Genomic DNA, 15,527 nt, shown 5'->3' with positions numbered 1-15,527 from the left:
GACGTTATAATTCAATCAAACAAACATTAATAAACCTTCAATTCAGAAATTCTTAATTGAGTTGACGATACAAATATGAGTACTGACTTAAAGCTGGATAACTTACTTGACCTTGAACTGCTAAGAACTTTCGTAATGGTGGCCAAGACGGGTGAATTAAAGAAAGCTGCCGAAGCTATCTTTCGCTCACAAGCGGCAGTAAGTATGCAGATGAAAAAATTAGAAGATTCAGTGAACTGCGTTCTGTTGCATCGGAGCAATCGTGGTATTCAGTTAACTGAAGCGGGTAAAACGTTACTTAACTTCAGTGAGCAGTTTCTGAAGCTCAATAGCGCCACGCTATCGGCACTGGGCTCACAGGAAATTACTGGTAAAATCACTTTTGGCATTCCCACTGATTATGCTCCGCATTTCTTGCAGCACTTTATGCCTCTGCTGCGAAATGAAATTCCTGGTTTGGACGCAAAGATAATATGCGAAAGAAGCCGCCAATTAAGAGCAATGGTGGATTCTGCTGATGTCGATATCGCAATCGTTGCTGCTGAGGAAAGATATTCAGATGACGTTGTATTGTGGAGCGAGCGCTTGATTTGGGCGAAGCCTATCACATTACAGATTGCAGAAGGCGAGAGTATCCCTGTCGCCATCTATGATGACGACTGTATAGTGAGTGATATTTGTTTCCGCGATTTGAAACAGTCAAAGACAAGCTTTCGGCAAGTTCTGCGCAGCCCTATACTAGAAAACATCGCCACCAGTGTACGATCAGGGTTCGCTGTGGCTCTGTTGCCTGAATCTCTGTTTAAGGCAAACGAGATGGAAGCCCTTCCTCCTACCCTTCTTAAAAGCAACCAGAATCTAAATATCTGCATGATTACTAACGAGTCATTAGACGACGCAGTTATGAAGAAAATTGAATCTTGTCTACGTTTGACCGGAAAAACAATGTCCTCTTACTCCTTGAGTTAAGAGTGAACCGGCTGACACCCGCTTTAGAGATTTAACAACCGAATCAAACTCTTCAATTTTTAAAGCTAGGTATAGATTGAATTAGTCGCCTAGCTCTCTTGTGATTAGTCCTTTTTGTCAAACCAGTAATAAACCACTTTCTATGGGAGTTTTTGTTTTAGCGGAAATTTAAATTGGAAAGAATAGGCATGGAGTCATTGTGCTATGCAAAACAACCTAGAAATACATAAATTTAGGCGCTTCAATCCTCAAAACCCAAAAACTTCAGGTCGTTTTGGTATGTGCGTTCATTGAAATGAAAAGTGAGAAACCTCTAGGTGGAACTTACCTGCCTGCTTATCGGCTAATAGGAAGCCAAATTGCTTGGTGTCCTTAAAACGGAAGTTAGCGGCATTCGCAACGCGTCTTCCCCAAAAGACAGGAATAAAGTCTGCTTCTTGCAGGGTGATTGTCATCCACTCGCCGTCCAAAGTATTAAAAAGGGCGCGATAGCTTACACCATCCCAAGAACTGTCTGTGCGAATTCGAAGTTGGTAGGGACGACCATCCCCTTTTATGCGCAACATTTACACATTACGCGAAGCCAAGGTTCGAGATGCGTTGAAATGGTCGAAAGACATCAACAAGATAATCAATACACGAGAAGAAGATATTCAAATGCTGCTGGGTAGCACCGACTTAACGGCACTTTTAGAACTTAAGCAAGCAGGTATTAAACGGAAAACAGAGGTTCTGACTAAACTACAGGACTCGCTTGTAGACTTTCGATACCAGCTTTGAAATTGTCCCTCGCCCAACGAAAGGCAAAGAAGTAGACGCCAACCTATACCAGCACAGCCACTAAACATCAGTAAATCAGCTGAGTGTGTAACAAAAAATGGGACTTAAAAATCCCATTTTTTATGGTGAGCTGAAGCTAATCCAATTCACCTTTTGACCAGCCCTTTTTATTAAATCAATATGTTACCTTTTTGAATGTAATCGAACGTAATCAGTAGGTATTTTTTATTCTCGCCCATAACTAAATCCATAGTCCTATCTATGCAACAGCCACAAAGCTATAAAACTTACTTTTTCAAGCTTCGTGCTCTCATAACCAATTAATAACACTATTAAAAATTCTTAAAATGTTGCTCATAGCCTTGTCGCCGACAAAGCTTGAAAGTAAGTCGTTTGTTCCCTTTAGATAGGATTAAGCGAAAGCTACGCCCAATTCTGAATCGAATCAGGGATGGATTAGATTTAATGTTTTTACCGCCTAGCACAGTAAATGGCGTACCTTGAGCAATTGAGTTCACTACGCTCAATGTTTTTTGACGAGTCGAGTTTGGCATATCGCGCCAGATTTTTTTGTCAATAAGACAGATGCAGTAAGTGTTTGAGCTGGTTAGCTCAGGACTGCGTGGTTGGTATTTGAATACGATATTTTGCATTTAGACGTACCTTTTTTGTGTTCGTACGTCTATACGCAAAGAAAAACAATTTTTTTCGCTTTTTACTTCAATAAAGGCAACAAAAAAATATAACCTACTGATTTTCCTTGATTTAAGCTTACAGTTAGATCATCATTTATCACATCACCATCTATAAATGTGAGCATTACAGCTCCTTCATCAGGTGAAAACTCCCACTTATCATCAGAAGTTATCCAGCCCTCTAAGTCATCGTATCTATAGTGTATTTGAACCTGTGATTCAGTGTTGAACGACACTGTTTGCTCACCTTGAATCTCAATTAACTGCCGATCTCCCCACTCGACGGTGATCAAAAGTGGTTCCTTTACCTCGTCCTTCTCATTTAATGATAAAGCTAGATCACCTAATAGATCATCATCACGAATCAGAGATACTATTGGAGAATTTATAGACTGTTTAGCAAAGCACTTTGCTTGCTGATAGTAGCGCACAAAATGTGGCCACTTGGCAGCAAAATAGCAAAACTGATCAAGATGCTCTCTACGCGTAACAGCTTCACTCCAAACTCGTTCACGCTCTGGATCTTTAACCAGTTCTTTCCAGTCATCAGTATTGCTGTTTCGACCTTGAACCATCTCATCCAATGAAAGTTTATCTAACGGCATATGTAGCCTCCTTCTTCAAGGGCGATTTTAGCGCTGTAAGCTTATCTCTTAGCTCACCAAAATTTGGATAATCTTTGCTCTTAATTTTATATTGATCCAGTAAACTCTTACCCCCTACAGATTTGAGTAATACCTGACATATCGGGCTTGGCTCTTCACAGTAAACCCTATAAAAGTAATCAATAGTTTTTGTCACGACTGATCTAATTTCACTCGTTGTAAGATGAGACTCCTTTTCGGTTTTCTTCGCAGTGTACTGCGGTTTGTTTTCTCCTTTCGTCAGGTATTTACTTTTATACAAGTGAAAGCCTGGGATTTGGGGTTCGACATCAAGAAAAACACATAAATACCTAAACGAGGAATCCACTTTGTATCTGGTAGTGCTTTTGTCCATACATCCCTCAAAATCGGATTCAATGGGAGCCTCTACTTGGCCTAACTCGTCCAACAACTTCTTATTAGCCTGAAGCCAAAAATAAACCATATTTGCTGCTACTAACTGGCTATAAATGCCTAGGCAATTCGAAAGCTGATCTAAATCTATAACAAAAGCCCCACGATCTGTTTGATTATCAACTATATCGATCTCATCATGTCCAAGTTGCTGTAGTCCTGCGAAAACTACACCTGACTTAAGTTTGCACCAGTAATCGATTTGACTGAACAACTTGATATCACGCGGTATACCGTTAGGTAGTTTTTCGTTTTCAAAACTATCAGATGAAAACATATCAATTATCCGAGCTACAGCATTAACCTGACAACCAAACGTCAACGATACCTTTCGCTCATCAAAAACCTCGAGAGCCTCATACAAGACTAGCTCAATACATGCTCTATGCTGTTCAAGGTACTGCTTGCGACCTTCAACGCTCCAGTCAGTTATTGGCAATAAATCATCAAACACGTCAAACATACTTTATAAATCCAGATTTTAGTTTTTGTTTGGCTAAGCTGCTCTTTAGTTGATTTACTTCATCAACCGTGAGATCTACTTTATCTAGATAAACAGCTTGATTTATCTTTTCTGCAATTCCACAAAACCTTAAGCCAGCCCAAGAAGAAGGGTGCAGGAATAACCTCTCCGCTTGTGTTAACTCATCCTCATTCAGCGATTCTTTTGTCTTCATTGGCCCCAACAGCCCGTCCAAAGTTTCATTACAGCCTAGGGTATTTAGATATGGCGATAGTCCTAGCTCTCGCATTTTGTTTAGTTCAGCCTTAGCTCCTTGTGAAACCCACCAGCGTTGAGCTGCGAGTAGAGCTTTTGAAGGTGAATATCCACTATTTAGAAGTTGGTCATAGTGAGATTTAATGTGAGCTGTAACAATGTCAGGCAACGCCCACAATGAACCGATTGAGCTAACAGCGCCCCACTCTATCATCCGCATATCGAAACCAAATGCTTCATTAACAGGGATAGAAAAGACACTAAGGGGGATATTGCTACCGCTTTGACAAGCCCAAAACTCAACGCGCTCCGTTCCAGCCACTTGGTTAACCAGTTCTAAGTCATTCATGTCGAAGTGTTTCGTTTTCAGATAAGGTCTATTAGGAAGTTCATGTGCACAATGACCATAATAGGATATGACTTCACTGGTACGAACCACTTCAACAAAGTCATCTTTTTGGATATCAGTCATGAGACCTGAAGCGTGTTTGTTCGCTACATTGTGAAAACGTGTTTCACCGCCATTGATACATTTAGAACCATTACGCTTATTAAAGTGCGTCACATGGTTACAAAGATATAGAACTGTTGGAAGCCAATTAATCTCATCAACCAATGTATAAAGTTCTTCACCCTCAATTCCAGTAGCAGCCCACGGTATCTGTGATGCAAAAAAAGAGGTTAACAATCCTAGGCGTTTACAGTCATCAGGTAATATTTCACGCCAGTTTATGAAATCTAGAACCCAAGTTCTAAGACCCTCAGCGTTTCCTTTTACATATTCACCAATATCGTTAACTAAGTTTCTTGGTAAGCTAACACTATGACCTGTTACCACTAGTTTTCCAGCATTCACCATAGCGACCAAAATGAGTGCGTCGTCGTAATTCGACTCAATGTCAACTCTGACCAAAGTCAAATTAGGGTTCTTGCATAAGGCTTCTTCAAAGTGCTCGAGTTGAACTGAATAATCACTGTTTCTCCGCTTCAAAAATGCAGGGTCTAACTCGTCAATTAAACTTTCAATCTTAAGAAAGTCAGTTAAACAGTCATTTGATTTTTGTCGTAGAAATGCAATTGAATCTTTGTCGTCTATCGCCCCCTTAAACACCGCAGGATACAATGCAGGCTCGTAGAAGTAGGTAGATTCCCCCACTTCTTCTATGATTGAATTTTTCTGTGATCTCTCAAAAACCTCAGTTAGTACTGCCTCAACATCCTCTTCACTTAAATGCTCTAACATAAGCGCAAGTTCGTTCAGATTAAAATAAGTGGCCCCCATCTGAAGTAAATCACTACGTAAAGGCAAACAAACTTTTTTTTCTGGGACTTGCCAATGTTTGTTTGCGCTTTCACAAAAACGTAGAGCACTACAATTTTCAAGTAACCTGAATGTAGCAGTTAAATCTTTCTGTTCCACTAGTATACGAGCAAGTCCTGAACATGTTCTTTGAACTAGAGATGCTAATACATCGGCTTCTGCATCACTCTTGCAAGTTCGCCGAATTTCCATCAATTCATATTGCTTTTTGAATAGCTGTTTTAAGTTTTCAGGTGACGGTTTGGCTTTTGCAGTTCGCAACAAGTAATCTATTTGTTGCTCAGGTCTAGCTATATCGACCTCAGGGTTAATTGTCATAATTTTAATAGGGTCAACTCCAAACCGAGGTGCTATATCTAAAATGGTTTCACATAGTTCTTTGTGTTTTGGGGAGTCTGAGAAATGCATCAACCTCGCAAAACTCAGTCCTAGACCTTGTGCTGGAGCCATAACATTCATAAAAGCTGGCAATTTGTAGTTCAAGTAGCCTAAGTACAATTCAACTGATTTCGCTTGTGACTCACATGCTTTCTGATTAAGTCCTTGTTCAAAAAGTACACTAGCTAGATTGAAGTAAATAATTGAAAGTTGACCATCTTTAATCGCCTGAGGAACTTGACTACTCCCCATTAAATCGATTGCTTGAACATGCAATGATTTGGCTTTTTCTAAGCAATCAACATCTTTATCTGACCAAAGATAGTCATGCGCAGCCCTACGATAGGTTGCTGCTAATTGCGAGAGACTAGAAGCGTATTTCTCAGGGATACGTCGCCTTTCAGGAGTATCTATCGCACGGTTAAAATACTGAATAGCCTTGTTTAAGTTATGGTAAGTGCCACCTGGTAATTCAATGTGATATGAAAAGTGCAAGACCCCTAAGTCATGGCAAGTTGAAGCTCTCGCTAGTGGCTCCTTAAGAGCGATCTTCAATGCTTTAGACAATAACTTTTCTGCTTTCGCGATAGATTTTGCATCTTTTAACTTTATGAGTTGCTTTGCGGTTTCAGTGAGATCGAACCATTTACGTGTTACACGGTTACGAAGCTGTAAGTCTTGCATAGCACTGTACTCGATAGCATATGCAGCTTGTAAAGTTAAATAAGCCATTGAAATTTCGATATTAATATTTTTAAGAAGTTACTACTCTCAGCTAAGAGAATTATCTCAAAGTTACATGCTTGGCTACTGCACCCACCCATCATGCTAACTAGATTGAATAAGACCAAAACAACTAATGCTCTGTAAGTAAACTTCCAGTATGAATTTGGACGCACTATATCGGCATTAGTTATGCTTGTTCAAATGGAAAGCCTAGAAGTGTTGTGAATAATAACCCTAAACACGAATGGGAAAAAAGAGCTAACCAAACGGGCTGACTCTTTTGAATAAAAACAGGTTTCAATTGAGAGAGCTTAAGGATACTGTCACTTATTACTTCGACTGATGCCCCGTCTTCTTTGCAAATTTTTGCATCGCCTCGGCAAACGTTGTTGTTCCGTCTTTCGCTTTAACCTGTAATACCTTGTATCCCATTTTTTCTAGCGCTTGGCGCTCTGCCAAAACGGCTTTGTCGTCTTGCTGGCTACCTTGAGCTGGCTGATGAATGTAACACCCTTCTAGTTGACCATCTTCGACCAGTTGGTGGTGTCTCAGTGCATTGATATCAAAATTCATAGTATGTCTTTTAGTTTTAATGAGGCGTGCTGTGGTGGGTTACATTCGCTTTAAAGGCTTAACCACGCTATCAAGCCCTTCAATTTTTAACGCTAGGCATAGTTTGAGTAAGTCACCTAGCTCTCCTTTGGGCCAGCCTTTTTTATCAAACCAGAGCAAATACTCTTCAGGTAAGTCTATCAATACTCTTCCCGCGTATTTTCCATAAGGCATTTGCATACGTGCAAGTTTGAGGAGGTTTTCTTTTTCTAACATCGTATTGTGTTTCGCTTTAAAGATATGCCTAAGCGTATCAGACTCGGGTTGTTTTCTATATCCCTAATCATGTCGTCGTTTTAAGCGGCAGACGCTTTGTGTTGATCAAATGGATGATAAATACACAAGCAGAACCAAGCAGACACGCAAGTATTGCGAACTGACTGCCGTGGCTTTCCCATAACCAGCCAATCAGTGCCAGACCGATCGCGGAGAAGATCGCGTACAACAAGTAAAACATGCCAAATGCTGCGCCTTTATTAGAAGCGACTTTACTGATGTGCGTCCTGATCGCATTGATGATTATCAGGTCGTGGATGCCAGAGACGGCAAACGCCAGAATGAAGAGGTATTGAGGTGACAGGTAAAGGATCGTCATGGAAGCTAACCCTAGGGTGTACCCTATAGAGAGCATTTGAACAGGCTTTAAGCGGTCGTTGATGTTTATGATGAGGAAACTCAAACCGAACTGACTTGCGCGAATCACTACAAGAATTGTTAGCAGAGTGGGTAAAGACATACCCTGTTCGTTACCAAGCAGTAAGAAGAATGCTTCCCCAAAAGAGCACATCGCCATAAAACAGAAAGTAATCACAGGCGTTCTGAGGCTTGGTTCCAGCTTTATGACCGTTGATTTCTTTTTACTTACCCCACCTTTAATATCACGCACCCAGAAGGCTAAAACCAACACTGCCAGCAGACCCGGAATAATCGTAAACAGAAAGAGGGTTCGGAAGGTTTCCTCGCTGGTTCCGAAGTAAACCATAACAAGCAGCAGAACAGTCAGACCACTGAACTCGCCAGCAACATCCATGGCTTTGTGTAAACCAAAGCCCTTGCCCTCTTTCCCTTTTTTACTGGAAAGACCAATCAACTTGTCCTTGGGAGCCGCTCTCAGCGCCTTACCAAACCTTTCAACCGATTTAAGCGCCGCAACTTCCTGCCAGGCACCGACTGTTGAAAACAAAGGTTTTGCCAAAGCAGAGATGCTGTAGCCGAGTATGAGCATTGGCTTATTGCGATCAAATCTGTCGCTTAGGGAACCAGATACAAATCGAAGTAAATAAGACACTATGGTGGTCACTGCCAGCACTACGCCGACCTGCTGCATGTCTGTGCTTAACACAATCACTAAAAACAGCGGTAGAACCGGGTTAACCATCGCGCTCGCGGCGTCGGTAAAAAAGCTGACTAAGCCAAGATAGAATACGTTTTTTGTCGATCCCTGACTTTGATTGTCCATTTCATTAAACTTGATTTGTGGTCTTATTGAATGCGAGTGTAAATCAATTTCATCCTAAAGATTAACAATTTGGAGCAAGTGATGAACACCAGGTCTTTATTGTTTATCTGAGTATTCAAAAAGCAGATGTCCGCAAGCATTTAATCTGCCTCTATGTACCTGTTCACCGCTGCCTAGCCCGGCTCAAAGTGCGCAGGTTTCGGTTCAAAGAAAGCCTAAAACCTCGAGCATCTAACGAGACCACCGTCACGTTTCAAGGTTTAAAATGCTCTCTATACCAATCTTTCTACTTACTAACATTAAAGACAACAATTGACCGTCAACTGACTGATTTAACAATTTTTCGCTTTGCAACGATTGTAAGGCTTTTAATTTCAAACGGTGCTTAATAGCAAGTTTTTGAGCTAAATTGGAACGAAAATATCCCGTTGTTCAGCACAGCACCAAATTTAGGTCTATGCTTACCCGCATAATCACTATATTTCATATTGTTAGACATATGAAAAACACGCATAAACGTCTGCTTGGGTTGGCTGGTCTTTTCCTGATAGTACTTTTGTTCTCAAAGTACTTCGGTCTTTTGCTTTTCCCTGAAGATGACAAAACGGCACCCATCATGATTGGCGTATCTCAGACGCCTTTGAGTGCCCCTTTTATCGTGGCAGACAAGCTCAACTTGTTTGAGGCGAAGGGACTGAATGTCGAGATTGTCCCGTGTACAAGTGGCGTTGCGTGTGCTGAAGACTTACTGGAAAGCAAAACCGATTACGCAACCGCATCTGAAACCGTGGTGATGTTTCAAAGCTTTGAAAAGCTGGGAACCAGACTGCTCGCCAGTTTTGTTGAATCGGATAACGACGTAAAACTCCTGAGCCTGAGACCACTAAAAATTAATCGTATTTCAGACTTAGAAGGTCGCCGGGTCGGCATAGTAAAAGCCAGCGCCAGCGAGTTCTATTTTGATTCTTTGCTGATTGCGGAAAATCTGCTCGATATGCCTGTGGAGCGTATTTACTTAAATCCATCAGAACTGGTCCCTGCCCTGTTGTCTTTTCAGGTCGATGCGATATCAACCTGGGAGCCATATGGTTACCTGACTAACCTAAGATCGACTCAGGAAGTGGTCAACTTAGGTTTTAAGGGCATCTACCAGTTAACGTTTAATCTGATTTCTCACACTAACCCAAGTGAAGAACAAGACATGGAAGCGAAAAAGATCCTCGAAGTTTTAAATGAAGCCAACCACTGGATTCATCAAAACCCTGAACACGCCATGAGTCTGCTGGCGAAGGTTCTGAACGTACAGGTTCATCAAATACGATGGTCCTGGGAAGATTACGTATTCAGGTTGAGTATTGGAAACTCACTGTTAACCAACCTTCAACTGCAGTCCAGATGGGCAATAGAGCGTGGGTTGACTCACGACCGTACCCCAGACTTTCGGCAGATTATCGACAGACTTCCGTTAGAAGCACTGAAAAGACAAAAGGAGCTGCAATGACAGGTTCATTGTTTAAAAAGCTGTGTCTTTTGTTCTTCACGACGCTGTTTCTTACCGTCACCATTGCGGCTTCTATGTATCGCATATTTCAGGAACAAACTCGTACGGAACATGAACTCAATCAACTGGTTAGAATTCAGTTAGGCGTCGATCTGTTGCGAAGCCAGCTCTGGCTATTTATGCAATACAAAGACTCGCTAAGCCTTAATCAGGTTGAGCTTGCACAAAAAGAGCTGGATGAACGTTTAACGGATTTTGAATTCCGATACGGTCACACCACCAACCTTCAAAAGATGAACCAAAGCCTTGCTTCTCTAATTCAGAAGGAACAACAACTCAAACCGAGCCAAAATGAGCCAGCTTCAACACGGCTGCTTAATAGTGATGTGTTGCTCCAGTCCCGCTATAACATGATCATTCAGAATATGACGGAAGAGCTGGCACTCACTCAACAGAGAATACTGTCGAAAGACGCAGAAACCCTATCAAATGCCATTTTTTACCTGTCTTGTGGGCTGGTGATTTTCTCCATTTCGATTTGTGGTTTTGCCTACAGGATTCTGGTTCGCTTCCGTTTGGGTGAACGTTCCATGAAAAAGGCGCTCACTCAGTTAAAGCGCGGAAATCTGGACTACCAAATCAAACCCGAAAAATTTGATCGCGAATTCCTCGTAATGGCGAATTTCTTCAACAAGATGGCGATGTCGTTACGTGAATCGACAGTAACCAAAGACGAACTACAAGCAGAAATAGCAAGGCAGACAATGAAACTTCAACAGCAGAAAGCGCAGCTTCAGTTCCTGTCTGAACATGACCCTCTGACGGATCTAATGAACCGTCGGGCCATAGAACGCTCCCTTTCAGATGCCATTAACAAGGCAAATCGCACAGGTTACAAAATTGCCCTGTTGTTTATCGACTTAGACGACTTTAAAGCTGTGAATGATTCACAAGGGCATGATGCCGGAGACGCCATTCTGGTTGAGGTATCACGAAGGCTTCAGCAGTGTATCCGTAAATCCGATTTTGCTGGTCGACAAGGAGGAGACGAGTTTGTTGTTTGCCTTGATCTGCTGGAAAACTTTGACGTGGTGAGAACCAAAGCTGAACAAATCATTCAGTCGGTAACTGAACCCATCTCATACTGCGGTCAGGATCTTTTCGTTGGTTGCAGTATTGGCGTCAGCTATTTTCCAAATCAGACAAAAAGTGCGGACAGGCTGACTCAGCTTGCCGATGTTGCTATGTACAGTGCCAAATCCATAGAAGGCAATGTTTGCTGCAACAGTGAAGGTGAACTGATTTACGCAGCCAAAGAGCTAAGACAGACGCAATGCAGTACGTAATCTTGTATTCACATCACTATTTAACGTATCTCGAACCTTAAAAGCTCTCATTTTTGGGACTTGCCTTTCTGTTTCAATTTTATAAAAGACCTTATGTCCAGTACTGATAACCGTACGCTTTTCAGTTCTTTCCCATCTATGCAAAAGGTGGCAACTTCTGATTGCTTTTTAGTTTTGTTTTAAACGGGAGACAAATATGAAGGCATCATACTTAATTTATGAAAAGGCGATAAGACTATGTTCATGACGCTGAATTCAAACAAGTAGTCTGAACTCAATCTAATTAAATCCCCCCCTTTCAGTGCAGCAAATAAGACAAAGGGCTCGAGACGACCCGAACCCTTTGATTCTGTTTTAACTAAGATCTGTTACTCATCCATTGCATCGCTGTATTCCAGCCACAACGCGTTGATGATTCCAAATGCTGCTGCCAGCAGTAACCCCAAAATCCATACGAAATACCACATCACTAACCTCCGTTTAATACAATGAATTCGAGTTTTCTTTGACAAACTTAGTGTCCAGTCGCCCGAACATTTTGTAGTAAGTCCATGAGGTGTAGCCCAGAATGACGGGGACCATCACAAAGGCAACTAATGTCATGGCGTTGAGCGTCAGTTCGCTAGAGGTTGCATCCCATAGCGTCAGGCTATGATCAGGTGAATGACTGGATGGAATGATAAAAGGAAACATAGTGAGCCCGGCGGTCGAAACAATAGATGCATTCGCTAAACTGCTGGAAACAAAAGCGAGACCGTTTTTGCTTAGCCGCGCCGCAAGAGAAGCGCTAAATAGAGCAATAAAGCCAACAATCGGAGCTATTGCCATTAGCGGGTACTGGCGATAGTTTTCAAACCACAACCCTTTTTGCAATAGCACTTCTTTTACCACAGGGTTTGAATCAGCGTTCAGATCCATAGGGCTGGTAATCTGATAGCCGTTCACGTCAAACAGCATCCAACCACCTAACATAAACAGAGCGACCAACACCAAAGCAATAACTTGTGCAATTTTCCTTACTCGTATGTACACCTCTTCACTCGATTTCATCAGTAGCCAGGTAGATCCCTGCAACAGAGCCATACACAAAGCGACAACGCCGCACAACAACGCAAACGGATTAAGAAGATCGAAAAAACTGCCGTGATAGCTCGGCATGAGCAGGCTGTTTAGCTCAAAAGGAATGCCTTGGATCAGGTTTCCGAAGGCGACACCAAACATGATGGGTGGGATTCCTCCCGAAAACGAAATTGCGATGTCGCAGTACTGTTTCCATTTAGCCGATTCAATTTTCGCCCGATATTCCAGTGCTAGCGGTCGAAACCACAGTGCTGCCAGCGTTAAGTACATAGCGAGATAAAAGCTCGAAAAGGAAGTGGCATAAACCAGCGGCCAAGCGGCAAACAGCGCCCCACCAGCCGTGATCAGCCAGACTTGGTTCCCGTCCCAGTGCGGAGCAATGGAGTTAATCATCAGGCGTCGCTCGTACTCGTCTTTTCCGACAAATGGCACCAGCGCACCGACCCCCATATCAAATCCGTCGGTGACCATAAATCCGATAAGTAAAACGCCAATCAAAACCCACCAGATCAAACGTAAAGTCTCATATTCAAACATCCGATGCCTCCTACACCATGACTTGTTTGCCTAGCGTTGCTTCAACGCCAGCAGGTTGGTTTTCAAAATGGTAACGCCCTGTTTTCAGGCTACTTGGACCTTTACGCGCAACTTTGATCATCAGATACGCTTCCACCACCATAAACACGGTATAGAGAGCCAGAATTATGCCGAGAGATAACCAGAGCTCTTGCACTGGTAAAGCGGAAGCGGCGATATCAACAGGTAAAATCTCACCGACCGCCCAAGGCTGCCTGCCATATTCGGCGACAAACCACCCTGCTTCGATGGCGATCCAAGGCAGAGGAATGCTGTAAAATGCCGCTTTAAGAACCCATGCCTTTTGAGTAATTTTGTGTCGGCAGGTCTGCAAAAATGCCATGCCGAAAACAAATAGCATGATAAAGCCACAACCCACCATGATCCTGAATGACCAGAACAACGGCCATACCGTAGGAATCGAATCATCTGCCGCTAGCTGGATCTGCTCTTCGGTGGCATCTGTAACGTTGTCTGTGTAGCGCTTAAGCAACAACCCATAGCCAAGGTCATGTTTCACGTCCTCGAACGCTTTTAACGTTGTCGCGGACTTCTCGCCTTCTCTTAAGCGTTCGAGAATTTCATAGGCTTTCATGCCGTTTCGAATACGATCAATATGCTCTTCCCTGAGATCTATCAGACCCGTGACTTGCTCTGTCAGAGAACGGGTTGTAATGATTCCCATCACGTAAGGAATTTTGATCGCATAGTCGTTATGCATGGCTTCCTGATCCGGAATACCGACCAGAGTAAACGCCGCAGGCGCTGGCTCGGTGTGCCATTCTGCTTCAATGGCTGCCAGCTTCACCTTTTGCACATCGCCTAACTCGTATCCCGATTCATCACCCAGAATGATCACCGATACAATGGACGCCATGCCGAAAGACGCCGCAATGGCGAACGAACGACGAGCAAACGCAACATCCCGTCCTTTTAAGAGATAGTACGCACTGATGCCCAAAATAAACATAGCGCCACAGGTATAAGACGAGGCAACAGTATGGACAAATTTCACCTGCGCAACGGGGTTGAGCACCACTTCAGCAAAGCTCACCATTTCCATTCGCATCGTGACGTAGTTAAACTCCGATCCCACTGGATTTTGCATCCAGCCATTTGCCACCAGAATCCAGAGTGCAGAAAAACTCGAACCGAGTGCCACCAGCCAGGTCGCCATAAGATGCTGTCGCTTACTCAGCCTGTCCCAGCCAAAAAAGAACAGACCAACAAAAGTGGATTCCAAGAAGAATGCGACTAACGCTTCAATGGCAAGAGGCGCACCAAATATATCGCCAACATAATGCGAATAGTAAGACCAGTTGGTTCCGAACTGGAACTCCATGGTCAGCCCTGTTGACACCCCAAGGGCAAAATTGATTCCGAACAGTTTGCCCCAGAAACGGGTCATGTCTTTGTATATGACTTTACCAGTCATCACATAGACAGATTCCATAATCGCGAGTAAACAAGACATGCCGACCGTGAGCGGCACAAAAAGAAAGTGAAACATTGCGGTTAACGCGAACTGCAACCGCGATAACTCAACCACATCAAACATTGAGGCTCCAAAACATCCGCCAAGATGCATTCCAGATAGATGAAAACACCGAGCTTCTCGTTGTTCATCCTGGTTCAGAGATCTTTCACTATTGAATTGTGTTTAATGTCTCAGAGCTTAGGATGTAGCACGTTGAACAGCTCGACTTTGGCGTATTCCACCACATCCTCGAATTGCGTAACTAGAACAGTTTTAGGAACAGTTTTTAGAACAGTTGAGTCAGCACTTTGGTTCTTGCAAAGTTTGGATTATCTGCCCCAAGCTTTCTATACCCACGCGAATGTTCTCTTCACACTCATACGACGTATTGATGCGAATATGATGGGAGAATTTTTTGTCGCTGCTGAATATGATCCCGGGCGCGATAGAAAGGTTTTCCTCTATTCCTTTTTCGTAAAGCACTTCTACATCGATTGACGGATCAAGCTCTACCCAAAGAAAATACCCTCCTTTGCGACCGTGAATTTTCACGCCTTCGGGCAAATGCTTTTCGAGACAGGCAATGTGGTCTGCTTTTCTCGCCGCTAACGTTCGGCGGGTTTTTCTTAAATGATTGTCGTAACTGTAGTAAGTCAGATAATGCGAGAGCCCTAGCTGGATTGGAATACTGGTCGATAAGGTGGAAAGGTGCTGCAATCGCTGAATGGTTAACGTTTTATCACCTGCAACCACCCAACCAATTCTGAAACCCGGTGACAGGGATTTGGAAAACGAGCCACAAAGCAAAATCCGATTTCCCTTGTCATAAGC

The 15,527-nt window shown here is 42.9% G+C and carries 16 protein-coding genes; 4 read left to right on the top strand and 12 right to left on the bottom strand.

What is annotated here, in order from left to right:
• Window positions 1-75: 75 nt before the first annotated feature.
• A complete protein-coding gene (locus RH89_RS19695; RefSeq protein WP_004405744.1) occupies window positions 76-969 on the top strand; it encodes a LysR family transcriptional regulator in 894 nt (297 codons plus the stop codon).
• Between the two features lie 287 nt (window positions 970-1,256).
• Here RH89_RS19695 and RH89_RS19690 read toward each other — a convergent pair whose 3' ends face one another.
• Window positions 1,257-1,535 (bottom strand): CIA30 family protein, encoded by a 279-nt coding sequence (locus tag RH89_RS19690; RefSeq protein WP_004405743.1) that lies wholly within the window; start codon window positions 1,533-1,535, stop codon window positions 1,257-1,259.
• Between RH89_RS19690 and RH89_RS28850 the strand changes: the two genes are divergently transcribed.
• Complete coding sequence (locus tag RH89_RS28850; RefSeq protein ID WP_004405737.1) at window positions 1,525-1,749, top strand: hypothetical protein; 225 nt, start codon at window positions 1,525-1,527, stop codon at window positions 1,747-1,749. The genes RH89_RS19690 and RH89_RS28850 overlap by 11 nt on opposite strands.
• Before the next feature lie 332 nt (window positions 1,750-2,081).
• On the opposite strand, the gene RH89_RS30700 is transcribed toward RH89_RS28850, so the two are convergent.
• The 7 genes from RH89_RS30700 to RH89_RS19655 form a co-directional block, all read right to left on the bottom strand.
• Entirely contained in the window at window positions 2,082-2,303 is a 222-nt protein-coding gene (locus RH89_RS30700; protein ID WP_425277042.1) for a ParE family toxin-like protein, read from the bottom strand.
• A 161-nt stretch (window positions 2,304-2,464) separates the two neighbouring features.
• Window positions 2,465-3,049 (bottom strand): hypothetical protein, encoded by a 585-nt coding sequence (locus tag RH89_RS19680; protein ID WP_004405729.1) that lies wholly within the window; start codon window positions 3,047-3,049, stop codon window positions 2,465-2,467.
• Window positions 3,036-3,965, bottom strand: a complete 930-nt coding sequence (locus RH89_RS19675; RefSeq protein ID WP_004405727.1) for a hypothetical protein — start codon at window positions 3,963-3,965, stop codon at window positions 3,036-3,038. The genes RH89_RS19680 and RH89_RS19675 overlap by 14 nt, the downstream gene beginning before the upstream one ends.
• The gene (locus tag RH89_RS19670) at window positions 3,958-6,651 is read right to left on the bottom strand and encodes a CHAT domain-containing protein (protein ID WP_004405725.1); all 2,694 of its coding nucleotides are present in this window, start codon (window positions 6,649-6,651) and stop codon (window positions 3,958-3,960) included. The genes RH89_RS19675 and RH89_RS19670 overlap by 8 nt, the downstream gene beginning before the upstream one ends.
• A gap of 324 nt (window positions 6,652-6,975) precedes the next feature.
• On the bottom strand, window positions 6,976-7,218 hold the full coding sequence (locus RH89_RS19665) for a hypothetical protein (protein ID WP_004405724.1): 243 nt from the start codon (window positions 7,216-7,218) through the stop codon (window positions 6,976-6,978).
• A 39-nt stretch (window positions 7,219-7,257) separates the two neighbouring features.
• Window positions 7,258-7,473, bottom strand: a complete 216-nt coding sequence (locus RH89_RS19660; RefSeq protein WP_004405721.1) for a DUF3820 family protein — start codon at window positions 7,471-7,473, stop codon at window positions 7,258-7,260.
• A 67-nt stretch (window positions 7,474-7,540) separates the two neighbouring features.
• Window positions 7,541-8,716, bottom strand: a complete 1,176-nt coding sequence (locus RH89_RS19655) for an MFS transporter (RefSeq protein ID WP_004405720.1) — start codon at window positions 8,714-8,716, stop codon at window positions 7,541-7,543.
• A gap of 499 nt (window positions 8,717-9,215) precedes the next feature.
• On the opposite strand from RH89_RS19655, the gene RH89_RS19650 reads away from it, so the two are divergent.
• Both RH89_RS19650 and RH89_RS19645 read left to right on the top strand, forming a co-directional pair.
• Window positions 9,216-10,217 (top strand): ABC transporter substrate-binding protein, encoded by a 1,002-nt coding sequence (locus RH89_RS19650; RefSeq protein ID WP_004405719.1) that lies wholly within the window; start codon window positions 9,216-9,218, stop codon window positions 10,215-10,217.
• Window positions 10,214-11,563, top strand: a complete 1,350-nt coding sequence (locus RH89_RS19645) for a diguanylate cyclase domain-containing protein (protein WP_004405718.1) — start codon at window positions 10,214-10,216, stop codon at window positions 11,561-11,563. The genes RH89_RS19650 and RH89_RS19645 overlap by 4 nt, the downstream gene beginning before the upstream one ends.
• Window positions 11,564-11,931: 368 nt before the next feature.
• On the opposite strand, the gene cydX is transcribed toward RH89_RS19645, so the two are convergent.
• From cydX to RH89_RS19625, 4 genes are all read right to left on the bottom strand, one after another.
• On the bottom strand, window positions 11,932-12,030 hold the full coding sequence (gene cydX / locus RH89_RS29320; protein ID WP_004405717.1) for a cytochrome bd-I oxidase subunit CydX: 99 nt from the start codon (window positions 12,028-12,030) through the stop codon (window positions 11,932-11,934).
• A gap of 13 nt (window positions 12,031-12,043) precedes the next feature.
• Window positions 12,044-13,180: a cytochrome d ubiquinol oxidase subunit II gene (gene cydB, locus RH89_RS19635; protein WP_004405716.1), complete on the bottom strand. Its 1,137-nt coding sequence runs from the start codon at window positions 13,178-13,180 to the stop codon at window positions 12,044-12,046.
• 10 nt (window positions 13,181-13,190) lie between these two features.
• Complete coding sequence (locus RH89_RS19630) at window positions 13,191-14,777, bottom strand: cytochrome ubiquinol oxidase subunit I (protein WP_004405715.1); 1,587 nt, start codon at window positions 14,775-14,777, stop codon at window positions 13,191-13,193.
• A 219-nt stretch (window positions 14,778-14,996) separates the two neighbouring features.
• A partial coding sequence (locus RH89_RS19625) for an aminotransferase class I/II-fold pyridoxal phosphate-dependent enzyme (protein WP_004405713.1) occupies window positions 14,997-15,527 on the bottom strand: 531 nt, incomplete at its 5' end.

Source organism: Vibrio nigripulchritudo ATCC 27043, from assembly GCF_000222685.1.
Taxonomy (GTDB): Bacteria; Pseudomonadota; Gammaproteobacteria; order Enterobacterales; family Vibrionaceae; genus Vibrio; species Vibrio nigripulchritudo.
Note: the sequence above shows the minus strand (reverse complement) of the source record. Positions and strands in the feature narration are given on the sequence as shown.

Coding starts and splice junctions, on each gene's coding strand:
- RH89_RS19695 (WP_004405744.1), top strand. CDS start 76: ATGAGTACTGACTTAAAGCTGGATAACTTACTTGACCTTGAACTGCTA.
- RH89_RS28850 (WP_004405737.1), top strand. CDS start 1,525: ATGCGCAACATTTACACATTACGCGAAGCCAAGGTTCGAGATGCGTTG.
- RH89_RS19690 (WP_004405743.1), bottom strand. CDS start 1,535: ATGTTGCGCATAAAAGGGGATGGTCGTCCCTACCAACTTCGAATTCGC.
- RH89_RS30700 (WP_425277042.1), bottom strand. CDS start 2,303: ATGCCAAACTCGACTCGTCAAAAAACATTGAGCGTAGTGAACTCAATT.
- RH89_RS19680 (WP_004405729.1), bottom strand. CDS start 3,049: ATGCCGTTAGATAAACTTTCATTGGATGAGATGGTTCAAGGTCGAAAC.
- RH89_RS19675 (WP_004405727.1), bottom strand. CDS start 3,965: ATGTTTGACGTGTTTGATGATTTATTGCCAATAACTGACTGGAGCGTT.
- RH89_RS19670 (WP_004405725.1), bottom strand. CDS start 6,651: ATGGCTTATTTAACTTTACAAGCTGCATATGCTATCGAGTACAGTGCT.
- RH89_RS19665 (WP_004405724.1), bottom strand. CDS start 7,218: ATGAATTTTGATATCAATGCACTGAGACACCACCAACTGGTCGAAGAT.
- RH89_RS19660 (WP_004405721.1), bottom strand. CDS start 7,473: ATGTTAGAAAAAGAAAACCTCCTCAAACTTGCACGTATGCAAATGCCT.
- RH89_RS19655 (WP_004405720.1), bottom strand. CDS start 8,716: ATGGACAATCAAAGTCAGGGATCGACAAAAAACGTATTCTATCTTGGC.
- RH89_RS19650 (WP_004405719.1), top strand. CDS start 9,216: ATGAAAAACACGCATAAACGTCTGCTTGGGTTGGCTGGTCTTTTCCTG.
- RH89_RS19645 (WP_004405718.1), top strand. CDS start 10,214: ATGACAGGTTCATTGTTTAAAAAGCTGTGTCTTTTGTTCTTCACGACG.
- cydX (WP_004405717.1), bottom strand. CDS start 12,030: ATGTGGTATTTCGTATGGATTTTGGGGTTACTGCTGGCAGCAGCATTT.
- cydB (WP_004405716.1), bottom strand. CDS start 13,180: ATGTTTGAATATGAGACTTTACGTTTGATCTGGTGGGTTTTGATTGGC.
- RH89_RS19630 (WP_004405715.1), bottom strand. CDS start 14,777: ATGTTTGATGTGGTTGAGTTATCGCGGTTGCAGTTCGCGTTAACCGCA.